Below are 15,361 nucleotides of genomic sequence, written 5' to 3'. Positions count from 1 at the left end.
CTCATGCCATCGACGAGAAAAATATTGATCACCGGCGCGGACGGTTTCATCGGATCGCATCTAACCGAGCATCTCGTGCGAGCGGGTCACGACGTTCGCGCCTTCGTGCTTTACAACTCGTTCAATTCTTGGGGATGGCTCGATCGTACGAGATCCGACATCCGGCATGCCCTCGACGTGTTCGCAGGCGACGTGCGCGATCCGAACGGCGTGCGCAAGGCCGTCGAAGGCTGCGACGTCGTCCTTCATCTGGCCGCGCTGATCGCGATCCCCTACTCGTATCATTCGCCCGATACCTACGTCGACACGAACATCAAAGGCACCCTCAACGTCGTGCAGGCCGCGCGCGATTCAGGCGCACGCGTCGTGCATACATCGACGAGCGAAGTCTACGGCACGGCACGAACGGCACCGATCTCCGAACATCATCCGCTGCAAGGGCAATCGCCCTACTCGGCATCGAAGATCGGCGCCGATCAGATCGCGTTGTCGTTCCATCTTTCTTTCGGCACGGCCGTGTCCGTGCTGCGTCCGTTCAACACTTACGGGCCGCGTCAATCCGCACGGGCGGTGATACCGAGCATCGTCACGCAAATCGCCAAAGGGCAGCGCACCATCAAGCTCGGTGCGTTGCATCCGACGCGCGATTTCAATTACGTGACCGACACGGTGCGCGCCTTCGAGGCCGTCATGAACAGCGAGGCGGCGATCGGCCAGGTGCTCAACGCCGGTAGCGGATTCGAGATCAGCATCGGCGACACGGCGAAGGTCATCGCGGAAACGATGGGCGCGGACATTCGCATCGAAACCGAACAGGCGCGATTGCGGCCCGAGAAGAGCGAGGTGGAGCGGCTCGTCGCCGACGCGCGCCGTTTGCACGAGCTGACGGGTTGGACGCCCGAATACGGTGGCCCAGACGGCTTTCGACGCGGCATCGCACAAACGGTGCAGTGGTTCACGGAGCCGGCCAATCTCGCGGCTTATAAAACCGACATCTACAACATCTGAGCCATGACTCGCGCATACGACGTTCTGAAGATCGTCCGTGACGTGTATGGCAGCCACGGACCGCTGCCCTTGCATGCCCCTGTCTTTGCGGGCAACGAAATGGCCTACGTGCAATCGACGATCGAGTCGACGTTCGTGTCCTCCGTCGGCGCCTATGTCGACCGCTTCGAACAGATGTTGGCCGAGCTTACGGGTGCCGCGTACGTGATCGCGACGACGAACGGCACCACGGCCTTGCATATGGCGCTGCTGCTCGCAGACGTGGCGCCGGGCGAGCTCGTCGTGACGCAATCGCTGAGCTTTGTCGCCACCGCGAATGCGGTCGTTCATGCGGGTGCCCTACCGGCATTCGTCGACGTCGAGACGACGACGCTCGGCATGTCGCCCGACGCGCTGAGCGAATTTCTTCAACAGCACTGCGAACGTACCGACGGTGGAGTACGCCATCGTGAATCGGGGCGCCGCGTGGCGGCCTGCTTGCCGATGCATTCGTTCGGCTTGCCGTGTCGCATCGACGAAATCGCCGATGTCTGCGCGCGTTGGGGTCTCGCCCTCGTCGAAGATGCCGCCGAGGCGCTCGGCAGTCGGCGCGACACGCGGCACTGCGGCACGACGGGAAAATTGGGCACATTGAGCTTCAACGGCAACAAGCTGTGCACCACGGGCGGTGGCGGCGCGATCATGACGAACGATCCCGTCATCGCACGACGCGCCAAGCATTTGACGACGACGGCGAAGGTGCCCCACCGGTGGCGCTTCGAGCATGATGCGATCGGCTACAACTTCAGGCTGCCGAATCTGAACGCGGCGCTCGGCTGTGCGCAACTCGAGCAGATCGATGCATTCCTGACGTTCAAGCGTGCGCTTGCCGAACGCTACCGTCAGGCGTTCGAAATCGCCGACATCCCCTTCGTCGCCGAACCGCCGCATACGCATGCGAACTATTGGCTGTGCGCGATCCTGCTCGGCAGCGAGGCCGAACGCGATCTTTGCTTGGAAGTGACGAACGATGCGGGTGTGATGACGCGGCCGATCTGGGATCCGATGCATACGCTGCCGATGTTTGCGCAGAACCCTCGCGGGCCGCTTCCCGTCACCGAGCGCATGGCCGCGCGTCTCGTCAACATTCCGAGCGGCGTACGCATCGAGGAGCCCGCATGAAGGACATCCTGCTGATCGGCGGCGGCGGTCACTGCAAAGCCGTCATCGACGTTCTCGAAGCAACAGCGGCCTGGCGCATCGCGGGCATCGTCGAGCGGCGCGATTGCCGAATCAAGGAAGTCATGGGCTACGAAGTGGTCGGCTTCGACGAAGATCTCGCGGCGCTGCGAAAGCGTTGCGAGTTCGCACTCGTCACGTGCGGGCAGATCAAGTCGCCGCAAATCAGGATGCGCCTCTTTCATGCATTGAAAGAAACCGGCTTCACCTTGCCGGCAGTCGTGTCGCCCCGAGCCCACGTCGCGCGTTCGGCAACGCTCGCCGAAGGAACGATCGTCATGCACGCGGCGTGCGTCGGGTCCTGCGCGCAGGTCGGCGCAAACACGATCGTCAACACACGCGCGCTGATCGAACACGACGCCGACGTGGGAAACCATTGCCATGTGGCGACGGCCGCGGTCGTCAACGGCGGCACCACGGTCGGCGATCGCACGCTGATCGGCAGCGGCGCCGTCTGCCGCGAGGGCATCGCGATCGGCGCGGATTGCATCGTGGCCATGGGCTCGCGCGTCGTCAAGCCACTGCCTGACGGGACCCAGTTCATCGGAGGGCTCGCAACATGAAGTCCATCTGCGCGATCATCGCCGAGGCCGGCGTCAATCACAACGGCTCGATCGAGCTGGCCTTTCGGCTCGTCGACGAAGCCGCGCGAACCGGCGCCGACTACGTCAAGTTCCAAACGTTTCGGACAGAGAAGCTCGTCGCGCGTCATGCGCCCAAAGCGAACTATCAACAGCGAACGTGCGGCTCGAGCGAATCGCAATTCGACATGCTCAAGCGCCTCGAGTTGCCCGAGTCGGCGTTTCGCGATATCGCCGCTTATTGCACAGAGCAAGGCATCGCCTTCTTGTCCACGCCGTTCGACGCCGAATCGGCGGCGTTTCTCGCCGGTATCGGCATGAGCGCGTTGAAAGTCTCATCGGGCGATCTCACCGACATCCCGTTGCTGCGCCAGTTGGGTGCCATGGGCTTGCCGATCTTGCTCTCGACCGGAATGGGCACGCTGGGCGAGGTGGAAACCGCGCTCGAAACGCTGGAAGCGGCCGGCACGCCGCTGGAACGGATCACCTTGCTTCATTGCACGACCGAATACCCGGCGCCCTTCGAAGAAGTCAATCTGCGGGCCATGCTAACGCTCGGCACGGCGTTTCCGCGCGTATCGATCGGCTACTCCGATCACACCGACGGCATCGAGATTCCGATCGCCGCGGCCGCGCTCGGCGCACGCGTCATCGAAAAGCACCTCACGCTGGACCGCGCGATGCCTGGGCCGGACCATCGCGCAAGCCTCGCGCCGCTCGAATTTGCGCAGATGGTGGGCGCCGTGCGCCGCGTCACGTCGGCCCTCGGCGATGGCCGCAAGCGCCCGTCGGCGTCGGAGCTGCCGAACCGCCTCGTCGCGCGCAAATCGATCGTCGCAAGCCGGCCGATCGCCCAAGGCGAACCGCTCTCGCCCGAGAACCTGACCGTGCGCCGTCCTGGGTCGGGCATTTCGCCGGCCCGGTGGGATAGCGTCGTCGGCACCCTCGCGATGCGTGCCTATGCTGCCGACGAGCCGATTTGACATGGCCCAGCTCCCCCACTCATCGCGATCGCTTCCCATGGAAGAGACCGGCCTTCACCGCGACGGTCCGGCGGCGGACGCCGGTCCGCGCGCGTCGCTGCTGGTGATCGGCTACGGGTCGATCGGTGCGCGCCACGCCAGGCTCGCCGCGGCGCTCGGCGCTGACGTCGCATGCGTGACGAGCCATCCCGGCGCGCCATTTCCGCGCTTCGCGAGCATCGCGCACGCCCTCGCCGAAAGTCGGCCTGGGCATGTCGTGATCGCGAACGCCACCGGTCTGCATGCCCAAACGTTGCAAGAGTTGGCACGCGCGGGATTCGACGGTCGCGTGCTCGTGGAAAAACCGCTTTGCAGCACCCTCGATGAGATCGACGAGATGCCCGCCGCGCTGCCGTTCCATGTTGCCGTCGCATACAACCTGCGTTTTCATCCTCTCATCCAAGCGCTGCGCGATGCGCTCGCGGGGCGGCCACTCTACAGCGCCTGCTTCTACGCCGGCCAGTACTTGCCGCAGTGGCGGCCGGACCGCGATTACCGCACTTCGTATTCGGCGCACTCGGACCAAGGCGGCGGCGTGTTGCGCGATCTTTCTCACGAGATCGATCTTGCGCTCTGGTTATGCGGTCGTCCGCGCTCGATCACGGCCGTCGGCGGTCATCTCAGTCATCTCGAGATCGCGAGCGACGACGTCTATTCGATCGTGTCGCGCCACGAACGCTGTCCGGCCGTGGCGATCTCCATCAACTACCTCGACCGGACGCCGCAACGCGTCATCACAATCAACGCTCGCGATTTGACGGCAAGGGTCGACCTCGTCGGCGGCACGCTGATCCTCAATGACGAGTTGATCCACGGCCCGACCGAGCGCGACATGACGTACCGGACGCAACTGAAGTCGTTCTTCGACAACAACCTATCGACGATGTGCGATTTCGCCGGAGGACGTGAAGTCATGCAGTTCATCGCGGCCGCGGAAACGGCGGCGGCCAATCAACGCTGGGTGCACCTCTAGCCCGGACCGGACCACCACGACCTATCGACTCGACACCCTACGATGCGCACGATTTCAGAGCTCATGTCTCTCTCGGGTAGAACGGCCTTGATCACCGGGGCAGCCGGCCACATCGGCGCGGCGATTGCCGAGGCGCTTGCCGAAGCCGGCGCCACCGTCGCGCTGGCGGATCGCCGGCTCGCAGCCCTCGAGCAGTGCGCCGAGCGCATTCACGGCATGCGCATGCGCGACGCGCGTGTGGCCGCGTTCGAAGTCGATCTCGCCGACGAGGCAAGCGCGCGCGCGCTGCCGGCCCAGGTTGCCGCGCAATGCGGAGGGCTCGACGTGCTCGTCAACTGCGCGGCGTTCGTCGGCACCACGGAACTCGACGGTTGGGCCGTGCGGTTCGAACGGCAGCAAAGCGCGGCATGGCGCGCTGCCTTCGAAGTCAACGTCACCGCGGCCTTCGAGCTCGTGCAGGAAGCGCTGCCGTATCTCAAGCGATCCGGCAAAGGGTCCGTCATCAACGTGTCCTCGCTATACGGCGTCGTCGGGCCGGACTGGCGCCTCTATGAAGGCACGGCGATGGCCAACCCAGCCGGCTACGCCGCGAGCAAAGGCGCGCTGGCGCAACTGACGACCTGGCTCGCGACAACGCTTGCGCCCCACGTACGCGTGAACGCGATGAGCCCCGGCGGTGTCTGGCGCAACCAACCCACCGCATTCGTCGAGCGCTATGAACAACGGACGCCGCTCGGCCGCATGGCGATCGAGGAGGACTTCAAGGGCACCGCGCTATTTTTGGCAAGCGACATGTCGAGCTACGTCACGGGGCAGAACATCGCGGTCGACGGCGGTTGGTGCGCTTGGTAGATCATGGATATGGACGACAGCGACGAGGTTTCGATGTATACACAGTTCCGGCCCGACGCCGATACGCGGCAACGCGCGCGCGAGCGGATAAGCGGCCGGTCCTCGCGCTTGTCGGGGTGGGTCGCATTCGTCCGGCGCATACCCATCGCTTTCATCGCGATCTTCGGCGGAACGGCGCTCATCGCTTGCAACCCCGGTTACTTCTGGGACGACTGGGTATGGCGCTTTCAATCCCCCGCTCAAAACATACAGATCTCCAAGGAGCTCGGTATTTTCTGGGGCGGCTATTTGACGAACGCGATCAATGCGCTGGCTCATCCTTCGCTTGCGATGCGCGTGACGGCGCTCCTCGGGTGGGTCGTCGCGGGGGCCGCTGCCGCTTATGTGTTGCACCGCCGGCGCGTGCTCTCGCGCGACGATGCGTTCGCGCTGTTCTTGATCTACACCGCCACGCACGTCGCGATGGTCCGGTTTCTGACGAGCGTGGCGATGTACAACGTCTACATCGCGTCGTTCTGGATCGGCTGCGCGTGCTTGTCGGCGTCGTCGAACGAACGCAGGAATCAACTGGTCAGCTTGCCGTTCTTTTTCTTCTCGTTCTACCTCAATTCGCTCATCGCGCTTTATTTGGCGATCCTCGTCCTGTTCGCGGCCCGCTATGCGAGCGAACGCGTCGGTGGCGCGGCGACGTATATCCCGCAATGGGGCGACGTGCCTTCTCGGGTGCGCGAGTGGCGGGTGACGCTGAGCGCGATCGTGCAGGCCACTCGCGCACCGCTTCGCGAATTCGCGGCACAACACGCGGCGTTGCTCGCGTTGCCGCTCGTCTTCGTTTTGATCAAACGGCTCACGCACGTCAAGTCGATGCTTTATGGCGACTACAACGACATTCATTCGCACGCGCTGCTTTCATCATTCATCGGTGCATTCACGATCATTCGGCCCGTCCTGCGCGATTATTTCGCCATCTCGTCGCGCGGCGTGCCCTGGCCGATACTCGTTTCCTGCTGTCTCCTCTGCTTTCTTCTGCTTCGCGTCGCACCTAGAAAGCCCACGCGCACGACGCTGCGCGCGTCGCTGGCTCAGGCCGCGCTCGGATGGATTTTGTTCGCGGCGGCCGTCTATCCCTATCTGGTCGCCGACAAGACCCCGGTGCTGACGAGCTTCTACGACAGCCGCAACATCCTGCCGGCACTCGTCGCGCTCGCGCTCGTCCTGATCTCGTTCGTGAATCTACTCGACCTGGCGTTCGCGAAAGTCGCCGCGCTGCGCACGATCGGACGCGATCTTGTGCTCGGCTACGTGATCGGCGCGTCGGTGGGAAGCGGGATCGTCTCGGGGCTCGATCTCTGGCGCGACTGGATCCGACAGTCCGCGATCATGACGTTCGTCCGCACGCACGAAGCACCGCTCAAGGACGTGCGTACCTTCGTATTCGACGACGCGGCCCCTCGCATCGGCGATCGCATGCTTTGGAACTACGAATATACGGGCAGTCTGGTCGCGGTCTATCACACGAAGGAACGGCTCGGCATCTCGGTCGACGAATACGTCAATTGGCCGCGCAGCGTCCAACTCATCGTCAACCCGGGGTTACGACAGCGCTTCAACCTGGACGACTACGATTTCGACAAGCCCCACGCGATCATTACCGTCCGCAATGGGGTCGTCCCGCTCACGAACCTGAACACGCTGTCGGTGGTTCGATCCTATCTTCGCGGCGAAGCATGGCGGCAACGACTCGGCCGGTACATCGACATCAGCATGGCATTCGAAAACGTGCAAGCCGACGCGCGCGTGGCGCAGATATTCGACATCGTCCAAGCGCTCGACGCTTACAAGCGCGACCACGGGCAGTATCCGCCAACGTCCGCGGCGCTCGAGGACGGCATCCCCACCCATACGCTTTCGCCCACCGAGCGCATCGGACCGCCGATCGTGCGCGGCGACATTCCCGGCCTGTTTCCCGACTACATGCCGCGGATGACTGCGATGGCCCCGCATCCGATCGGCGATCCGACCTATCTGTACATGTCGGACGGGCTGGACTTCAAGCTCGTCTACGCAGACCCGCCCGACTTCGCGTACGCGAAGCAGGCGCATCCGGTATTGATCGATCCGATGCGGCCCGCCTACGGCACGTGGACGTCGGGCGCGAAAAACTGGTGATGCTGCCCGAACATCACCCGACATAGGAGCGATGCTATGCGAACGATATGCATCTTCACCGGCACGCGCGCCGAGTATGGCCTGCTGCGTCCGTTGATTCGCGCGCTCGAGAACGAACCGGACGCGACGGTCAGGCTGCTCGTGACCGGCTCGCATGTGGCCGATGCGCACGGCGCGACCTGGCACGAGATCGAGAACGACGGCATTTCGCTTTACGAGCGCGTCGAAGTGCTGATGGACAGCGCGACGGAAGCCGGCGTCTACACCGCGATGGGACTCGGCATGATCCGTTACGGCGACGTCTTGCGTCGCATGGCGCCCGACCTCCTCGTCCTGCTCGGCGATCGCTATGAAGCGTTCGCCGCGGCCGCGGCCGCGACGGTCTGCAAGATTCCGATCGCTCATATACAGGGGGGCGAACTCACGCTCGGCGCCATCGACGAATCGTTCCGGCATGCGATCACGAAGATGAGTCATCTGCACTTTGCGAGCACGCAGGCTTACCGGGCACGCATCATTCAGCTAGGAGAAGATCCCGATCGCGTATTCGCGGTCGGCGCGCTGGGCGTTGAAAACATTCGGACGATCGAGTTGTCCGGCGCCGAAGACACATCGCGCAGGCTGAACCTCGAACCGGGTCAGCCGTACCTGCTCGCGACGTTTCACCCCGCTACGCGATCCTCGAAGCCGCCCGACATTCAGCTTAGCGCCTTGCTCGACGCGCTCGACGACTTTCCGGACCACGCAGTCGTCATGACAGGCGCCAACGCAGATGCCGGAGGCCTCGCGATCAACCGCCTGCTCGCCGAGCGAGCGGCCCGGCACCCCAAGCGCTATCGGTTCTTCATGTCGCTGGGCACGCAGCTTTATCTGTCGGCGGCGAAGCACGCGGCGGCGGTCGTCGGCAATTCGTCGAGCGCCGTCATCGAAGTGCCGACGCTCGGCGTGCCGAGCGTCGACGTCGGCCCGCGTCAAGCCGGCCGCACGCGCGGCAACAGCGTCATTTCCTGCAACGACGAGGCGACCGAGATCGTCGATGCGATCGCTCGCGCGCTGTCACCCGAATTTCGCCATCTCGCCGCGTCTGCCGCCAATCCCTACGATCGCCCCGGAACGACGGCACGAATCGTGCGCGAGCTCTTGTCCCGAAATCTAACGGAGGTGTCGATCAAAACGTTTTACGACCTTCAGTAGCTACGCGCGGCCCTGGATGCCAGGCGGAGAGCGAGCCTGCATCGATGACGCCCTGATCGCCTTGGGAGCGATTTGTTTGCGGAAGGAACGCCATGAAAAATACACACATCGACGAACTCAAAGTATCGCTCGACGCCAATCTATCCGACGTCGTGCGTTGCATTCAAGCAAGCGGATCGCTGGGATGCGCGCTGATATACGACGACGCTGGGCGCTTCGTCAACGTCGTCACGGACGGCGACATTCGCCGCGCGTTTCTAGAAGGTAAACAACTCGACGCGACTGCCCGCGACGTTCACCAGATCAAACTCAAAACCGCGCGGCCGACGGCCGTCACGGCTCGCATCGATTCGACGCGAGCCGAGCGGACCGAACTATTTCGCCGGCATTCGCTGCGACAACTCATTCTCGTCGATCGTCTCGGCGCGCCGGTTGACGTGATCGATCATCAAAGCATCAATTCGTCGCCGGCCTACGTCAATCAGCGTTTCACCGCGGTCGTGATGGCGGGCGGCTATGGGATGCGCCTACGGCCGCTCACGGAAACCACGCCGAAGCCGATGCTGTGCGTGAACGGGCGCCCGATGCTCGAAATCAGCATCGAGAAACTCGTGAACCACGGCGCGAATCGCATCTTCATTTCCACGCATTATCTGCATGATAAGATCGTCGACTACTTCGGCGCGGGCGAACGCTTCGGCGTGCCAATCGATTACATTCACGAAGAAGAACCGCTCGGCACGGGCGGTGCGCTGTCGCGCCTCTCCTGCCGCGATAACGCGACGCTCGTCTTCAACGGCGACATCCTGACCAACCTCGATATCGGCATGTTCCTCGCCTATCACCTGCGGACCGAATCGGCGATGACGATCGCGGCGACACAGTACAGCTTTCAGGTGCCGTTCGGCGTCGTCAGCACGGCGCAAGCGCAGGTCCTGCACATCGATGAAAAACCGAAGCTCGGCTTTCTCGTCAATAGCGGCATCTACTTTCTCTCGCCGCGCGTGTTCGCCACGTTGCCGAAGGACGGGCCGTACCACATGACGGACGTTGCGCACGAGTTGATTCGCCGCAACGTGCGCGTGTCGTGTTTTCCTATCTTCGAACACTGGCTCGACGTCGGCCGCCCGAGCGATTACGACCTCGCCGCGAAGCTGTTCTGAACACGCATGAGCGTGCAACAGTCCGACTCGTTGTTTGGCCGCCTCTGGCGGCCCGACCTCGCCTCGATCCTCGCGCTACGCGTATGGCAGGCCGGCGCCGGACTCGTCTCGACGATACTCGCGATCAAATACCTGACACCTGAACTGCAAGGCTGGTATTACAGCTTCCTGAGCGTCGCCTCGCTCTATACGCTGTTCGATCTCGGCTTGTCCACGGTCTTGCTTCAAGTCGCCGCGCATTCGTTCGTCGGCTTGCGCTGGGCTCACGGCAATCGGCTCGTGGGGGCTCGCTCCGCTCACTTCAAGTCGTTGCTGGGCAAGTCGGTGCGCTGGTACGCGGCAGCAGCGATCGCGTTCTTCGTCTTGCTGCTGCCGGGCGGATGGATCTTCTTCGCTTCGAAAGCATCCGCCGGCATCACGTGGGCGCCGTGTTGGCTGGTGCTGTGCGCGGTCACCGCAGGCGGCCTCATCGTCTTGCCGTTTCTCTCGTTGATCGAGGGCAGCGGCCGGATTTCGCAGGTGTATTCGGTGCGGCTCGTCACCGCGATGCTCGGGTCGCTCGGGTGCTGGGCGGCCCTGGTCGCCGGGGGCGGCCTATGGGCCACGACGATGACCCCGGCGATGGCGCTGTGCGTACCGCTCGTGTGGCTTGCGCGCCGCCATCGTCCCCTCGTGGCGATCGCCCGCGACGAGCCGGGCGACAGCTACCGCTGGCGCGAGGAAGTGTGGCCCTTGCAATGGCGGTTGGCCCTCAATTGGCTATGCGCCTATTTGCTCACGCAGATCAACATCCCGAACCTGTTTCGTACGCAAGGGGCGATCGTCGCGGGACAGTTCGGCCTATCGCTGACGGTCGTCAATACGATCTGCCTCATCTCGCAGTCGTGGCTGCTGCGCCGCGTGCCCGCGATGGCGCAGGCTGCGGCGGTACACGATTGGCCCAAGCTCGACCACCTCTTTTGGCGCGACTTCGGCATCATGCTCGGCGTTTTCACCGTCGGCGCAACGGCATTCCTCGGTCTCGCCAGCCTCGTAGCGAATCTGCCGGTCGCGCATCGCCTCTTGCCATGGCCGCAATTGCTCGGACTCACCGTTTTTGCTTTCGCCACGCAGTTCACGAGTGCCCTCGCGCTGCAATTGCGTAGCTTCCGACGCGAGCCGCTCGTCTGGCTCAACGTTTGTACGACCTTGATCACGTTGCCCGCCGCGTTCTACGCAACGCGACATGATTCGTCGGCCGGGCTGATCGCGGTTTTGGCGAGCATGGCCGTCGCCCTGAATCTGCCGATCGGCATCGTCATTTGGTATCGCTGCAATAGGGACTGGAGAGCTACGGCATGAACCGCGCACCTTCGCCTAAGCTGACGATCGCCATTCCCACGTTCAATCGCGCGGGATATTTGCGAATGAATCTGGAACGGCTGGTCGAAGAAGTACGCGCACTGCCGCCTGGTCAAGTCGAAGTGCTCGTATCGGACAATCATTCGACGGACGAAACGCCCGCCGTCGTCGCAGGCGTCATCGAGGCGGGCCTTGCCGTTCGCTACATTCGCAATGAACGAGACCTCGGCTCGGATGCCAACATCGCGCAGTGCTTCAATGAAGCGCGCGGCGACTACGTGCAGATCATGGGCGACGACGACCTCTACGTGCGGGGCACGCTAGCGTACGTCGTCTCGCTGCTCGAATCGAACGATTACGGCGTGCTGTGTCTACGCCCTTTCGGTTATGACAGCGACCCAGGTCGAGAATACCCCGGCGACACCGGCAAGGTGCGCGAATTCGTCGACGTCGGGGGATTTCTCAGCGCTGCCGGGCCGCTCATCACGTTCATTTCGGCGATGATCGTCAACCGGCGCCTTCTATCGGGCCTCGACGTTCGCCAGTTTTGCGGTAGCAATCTCGTACAGGTTCACTTGGTGGTGCGGGCGTCGATTTCGGCAAGCCGCAACGCACTGCTGACGCGATACGTGCTCGCCTGCAAGCGCAACAATTCCGCCGACTACGGCGCGCCCGAGATTTTCGTCGAACGCTTGGGGCAGATCCTCGACAGCTATCGCGCGAAAGGGTTGACCGACGACGACATCCGTAGATTCGAGACCCGGATGCTGCTGTCGTATCACCCGTTCTATCTGCTGCGCCGGCGTCTTGCCGATCCGCACAGCCTGCGCGATATGTACGGGCGTTTCCGCGCCCGTTTCGCCAACCGCGCCATGTTTCATCTCTGGGTGGCGCCGATCATCCTGCTGCCTAGGCCGATCGCGCTGGTCTGGGGAGGGTTTGCGACGATCACGGGACGCATGTTGAGCGGCGATTTGCGCCGCGGTGTGGCGTTTGCTTGGCATCGGCTAAAGCCGAGGATTCAACCCAGGCATTGACGAAGTAATTTTCCTTGCCGAGGAAATCAGGCGAGGCCAGGACCCTGCCGACATACCTAGTATTCGTTGGTCGGGGCGATAGGATTCGGGCCTACACCCCTCCAATACCGAATCAGCACGGGTACGCGCTCCCCACGTTGACCGAAATTTCCAAAATCCACCGAGTTCTTCCACACAGGCAAGTCCGCCAACTTTCGCCTGCTACCGCCTAGGTGTTGCCTTCCGTGCGGAGGCGACGGAACGAGGGTTGCGGGCTGCCCAATAACACTGTAATGTATAAACATTAATGTATATCAATGTGGAGCCACATATGAACCTTCAGGTAGCTAAATGGGGCAACAGCCTTGCCCTGCGCATCCCTGCCGACTATGTGCGTCGCGTCGGTATCAAGGACGGCGACCATGTGGAGGCCAGCCTGACTATCGACGGCGGCATTTACATTCGCGCTGCCAGGTGGGACCGCAAGGCCTTCGCGCACGACCTCGAAAAACTACGGGCAGCTATACCGATGGGCGAGTCTGTCATGGAGGAATTGCGGCAAGGGGCACGCTACTGATGGTGTACGTCGATACCAGTGTGCTGGTTGCGTTGTGCGTGAACGAACCGAAGAGCACCGCCGTGGCGCAATGGTATGCCGCCTGCAAGGACGAACTGGCTTCCGCTGCGTGGTGCGTGACTGAATTTGCCAGTGCCCTGGGCATCAAGCAGCGGACGGGACAGATTACCGGAGAGCAAGGTACGAGTGCATGGCAGGTATTCGAGCGTCTTTGTGCCAACGACCTGCAACTGTTGCCGATCGAGCCGCCCACGTTTCACCGGGCGGCCGTGTTGACGCTGGAGGTAGCCACTGGCCTGCGCGCGGGCGATGCGCTGCATCTTGCGGCTGCACTCGATGCCAAGGCTAAGGGTATGGCGACGCTCGATGCAGTGCTGGCACGCAATGCAAATCGCATGAAGATAAAACCACTGCCGTTTTGAACCCGTTATCGACGCGCCACCTGCCGTGAAGTTACACGAACGTCAAAAAGCACTTAGCCCAGTCGAAGTGACTGGGCTAAGTGCTTGATTCCCTTGGTCGGAGCGATAGGATTCGAACCTACGACCCTCTGATCCCAAATCAGATGCGCTACCAGGCTGCGCTACGCTCCGACGAATCCGCAATTCTAGTCGACCTGTTGCGGCTCCGTCAATCACCGACTGCCGCCGCAACGGCCGTCGATGCCCCAATCGTCGAAGCCAAGGCCGCCCCCTTCCCCAACCGCACCGCATCCGACAACCGATGGCGCACCCCTGCGCCCAACGCTAAAGGAGGCAACGACATGGACTTGATTCTCTGGCGCCACGCGGAAGCCGAAGATACCGCTCAGAGCGACGCCGCCCGGCAACTCACTACGCGCGGCCGCAAGCAAGCGCAAACCGTCGCGAAATGGCTCAGACAACGCTTGGGCCCCGACGCCGTCATCCTGGCAAGCCCAACCGCGCGCACGGTCCAAACCGTCGAGACGCTGACGGATCAATATCGGACCGTGGACGCCATCGGTCCGGGCGCATCGCCCGAGGCCGTGCTCGCCGCCGCGAGATGGCCCGAAGGCATCGCGCCGACCGTCGTCATCGTCGGCCATCAGCCGACGCTCGGCCTCATCGCGTCGCGACTCGTCGCGGGCGAGAGCGCCGAATGGACGATCAAGAAAGGCGGCCTCTGGTGGCTGTCCAGCCGCGAGCGGAGCGACGCCCGACGCAACGGCGCCGACCACGTCGTCGTGCGCGCCGTCATCACGCCCGATTTGGCATAGCGATGATGAATGTCGCGTGTCTGCCGCGCGACATGTCATCGCATCGACACGCGTTTGCCATGCAACCGTCATCCCCCCTTACTACATTGGCGAGGACCGAGCATTCCTTTCATAGTCCTTAGGAACCAGGAAACCCCATGCGAGATCTGCCGACGCCGACCCTGCCCCTCGCTTCGATCCTGCTTGATTCGCGCCGCCATCTGCCGCGCGAGAAAGAAACCGTCACGCAAGAGCATCGTCTACAAGTGGCCTGGGCGCGCACCGACGAAGAACTGCGCGAAGCGCAGCGCCTGCGCTACCATGTGTTCGCCGAAGAAATGGGCGCGAGCGTCGCGGGGCCTGCCGGCCTCGACGTCGACGCGTTCGACGCCTATTGCGATCACTTGCTCGTGCGCGATCTCGACACGCTGAAAGTGGTCGGGACCTACCGCGTGTTGCCGCCGCATCAAGCCAACCGCATCGGACGCTTGTACGCGGAAGGCGAATTCGATCTGTCTCGCTTGGCACACCTGCGCGCCAAGATGGTCGAGGTGGGCCGCTCGTGCGTGCACGCCGACTATCGCAGCGGCTCGGTCATCATGTCGCTCTGGGGTGGGCTTGGCACCTATATGACGCAGAACGGCTACGAAACGATGCTCGGCTGCGCCAGCGTGCCGATGGCCGACGGCGGCCATTTCGCGGCCAATCTCTATGAGTCGTTGCGCGAAAGCTCGCTGACGAGCCCGGAATATCGCGCGTTCGCCCACACGCCGCTGCCGGTCGAGGAACTGCGCACCGGCGCACGCGTCTCCCCGCCGCCGCTCGTCAAAGGTTACTTGCGCCTCGGTGCGAAAATCTGCGGCGCGCCGGCGTGGGACCCCGACTTCAACTGCGCCGATTTCCTCACGCTGTTCCGCCTCTCCGATATCAACGCCCGCTACGCCCGCCACTTTCTCGGCTGACGTCGGGGCTGAGCGCGCGGCTCGCTTGGCTTTGCAGGCGGCTGATCGCTCCACGAACGAACGGCCCGT

General features: G+C 63.1%; 15 protein-coding genes and 1 tRNA gene. 15 read left to right on the top strand and 1 reads right to left on the bottom strand.

All coding sequences use genetic code 11. The features are described from left to right. The first annotated feature begins 3 nt into the window (after window positions 1-3). The 13 genes from J3485_RS06240 to J3485_RS06180 all read left to right on the top strand — a co-directional run bounded on the left by J3485_RS06240 (window position 4) and on the right by J3485_RS06180 (window position 13,536). On the top strand, window positions 4-1,008 hold the full coding sequence (locus J3485_RS06240; RefSeq protein WP_206951654.1) for an NAD-dependent 4,6-dehydratase LegB: 1,005 nt from the start codon (window positions 4-6) through the stop codon (window positions 1,006-1,008). Between the two features lie 3 nt (window positions 1,009-1,011). Next, window positions 1,012-2,169: a LegC family aminotransferase gene (locus tag J3485_RS06235; protein WP_206951653.1), complete on the top strand. Its 1,158-nt coding sequence runs from the start codon at window positions 1,012-1,014 to the stop codon at window positions 2,167-2,169. Further along, window positions 2,166-2,789: an acetyltransferase gene (locus J3485_RS06230; RefSeq protein ID WP_206951652.1), complete on the top strand. Its 624-nt coding sequence runs from the start codon at window positions 2,166-2,168 to the stop codon at window positions 2,787-2,789. Before J3485_RS06235 ends, J3485_RS06230 begins: the two co-directional genes overlap by 4 nt. After that, on the top strand, window positions 2,786-3,790 hold the full coding sequence (neuB, locus tag J3485_RS06225) for an N-acetylneuraminate synthase (protein WP_206951651.1): 1,005 nt from the start codon (window positions 2,786-2,788) through the stop codon (window positions 3,788-3,790). Before J3485_RS06230 ends, neuB begins: the two co-directional genes overlap by 4 nt. Window positions 3,791-3,827: 37 nt before the next feature. After that, complete coding sequence (locus tag J3485_RS06220) at window positions 3,828-4,802, top strand: Gfo/Idh/MocA family protein (RefSeq protein ID WP_206951650.1); 975 nt, start codon at window positions 3,828-3,830, stop codon at window positions 4,800-4,802. Window positions 4,803-4,844: 42 nt separating this feature from the next. Then, window positions 4,845-5,654, top strand: a complete 810-nt coding sequence (locus J3485_RS06215) for an SDR family oxidoreductase (RefSeq protein WP_206951649.1) — start codon at window positions 4,845-4,847, stop codon at window positions 5,652-5,654. Window positions 5,655-5,687: 33 nt separating this feature from the next. Beyond that, window positions 5,688-7,823 (top strand): hypothetical protein, encoded by a 2,136-nt coding sequence (locus J3485_RS06210; RefSeq protein WP_206951648.1) that lies wholly within the window; start codon window positions 5,688-5,690, stop codon window positions 7,821-7,823. Window positions 7,824-7,859: 36 nt separating this feature from the next. Next, a complete protein-coding gene (neuC, locus tag J3485_RS06205; protein ID WP_206951647.1) occupies window positions 7,860-9,017 on the top strand; it encodes a UDP-N-acetylglucosamine 2-epimerase in 1,158 nt (385 codons plus the stop codon). A 92-nt stretch (window positions 9,018-9,109) separates the two neighbouring features. Beyond that, a complete protein-coding gene (locus J3485_RS06200; protein WP_206951646.1) occupies window positions 9,110-10,180 on the top strand; it encodes a nucleotidyltransferase family protein in 1,071 nt (356 codons plus the stop codon). 6 nt (window positions 10,181-10,186) lie between these two features. Further along, on the top strand, window positions 10,187-11,521 hold the full coding sequence (locus tag J3485_RS06195) for a hypothetical protein (protein WP_206951645.1): 1,335 nt from the start codon (window positions 10,187-10,189) through the stop codon (window positions 11,519-11,521). Further along, window positions 11,518-12,558, top strand: coding sequence for a glycosyltransferase family 2 protein (locus J3485_RS06190; RefSeq protein ID WP_206951644.1), 1,041 nt, complete (start codon window positions 11,518-11,520; stop codon window positions 12,556-12,558). Before J3485_RS06195 ends, J3485_RS06190 begins: the two co-directional genes overlap by 4 nt. A gap of 310 nt (window positions 12,559-12,868) precedes the next feature. Further along, window positions 12,869-13,114: an AbrB/MazE/SpoVT family DNA-binding domain-containing protein gene (locus J3485_RS06185; protein WP_206951643.1), complete on the top strand. Its 246-nt coding sequence runs from the start codon at window positions 12,869-12,871 to the stop codon at window positions 13,112-13,114. Continuing rightward, window positions 13,114-13,536 carry a type II toxin-antitoxin system VapC family toxin gene (locus tag J3485_RS06180; protein ID WP_206951642.1) on the top strand — a complete coding sequence of 141 codons (423 nt, stop codon included), beginning with the start codon at window positions 13,114-13,116 and terminating at the stop codon, window positions 13,534-13,536. Before J3485_RS06185 ends, J3485_RS06180 begins: the two co-directional genes overlap by 1 nt. A gap of 94 nt (window positions 13,537-13,630) precedes the next feature. On the opposite strand, the gene J3485_RS06175 is transcribed toward J3485_RS06180, so the two are convergent. Continuing rightward, window positions 13,631-13,707 (bottom strand) — tRNA-Pro (locus J3485_RS06175). Between the two features lie 170 nt (window positions 13,708-13,877). Between J3485_RS06175 and J3485_RS06170 the strand changes: the two genes are divergently transcribed. Continuing rightward, window positions 13,878-14,351 carry a SixA phosphatase family protein gene (locus tag J3485_RS06170; protein WP_206951641.1) on the top strand — a complete coding sequence of 158 codons (474 nt, stop codon included), beginning with the start codon at window positions 13,878-13,880 and terminating at the stop codon, window positions 14,349-14,351. A 137-nt stretch (window positions 14,352-14,488) separates the two neighbouring features. Continuing rightward, on the top strand, window positions 14,489-15,292 hold the full coding sequence (locus J3485_RS06165; RefSeq protein WP_206951640.1) for a GNAT family N-acetyltransferase: 804 nt from the start codon (window positions 14,489-14,491) through the stop codon (window positions 15,290-15,292). Window positions 15,293-15,361: the final 69 nt, after the last annotated feature.

Source organism: Trinickia acidisoli (genome assembly GCF_017315725.1).
GTDB lineage: Bacteria > Pseudomonadota > Gammaproteobacteria > Burkholderiales > Burkholderiaceae > Trinickia > Trinickia acidisoli.
The sequence above is the reverse complement of the archived record's forward strand: the minus strand, read 5'-3'. Positions and strand labels throughout refer to the sequence as shown.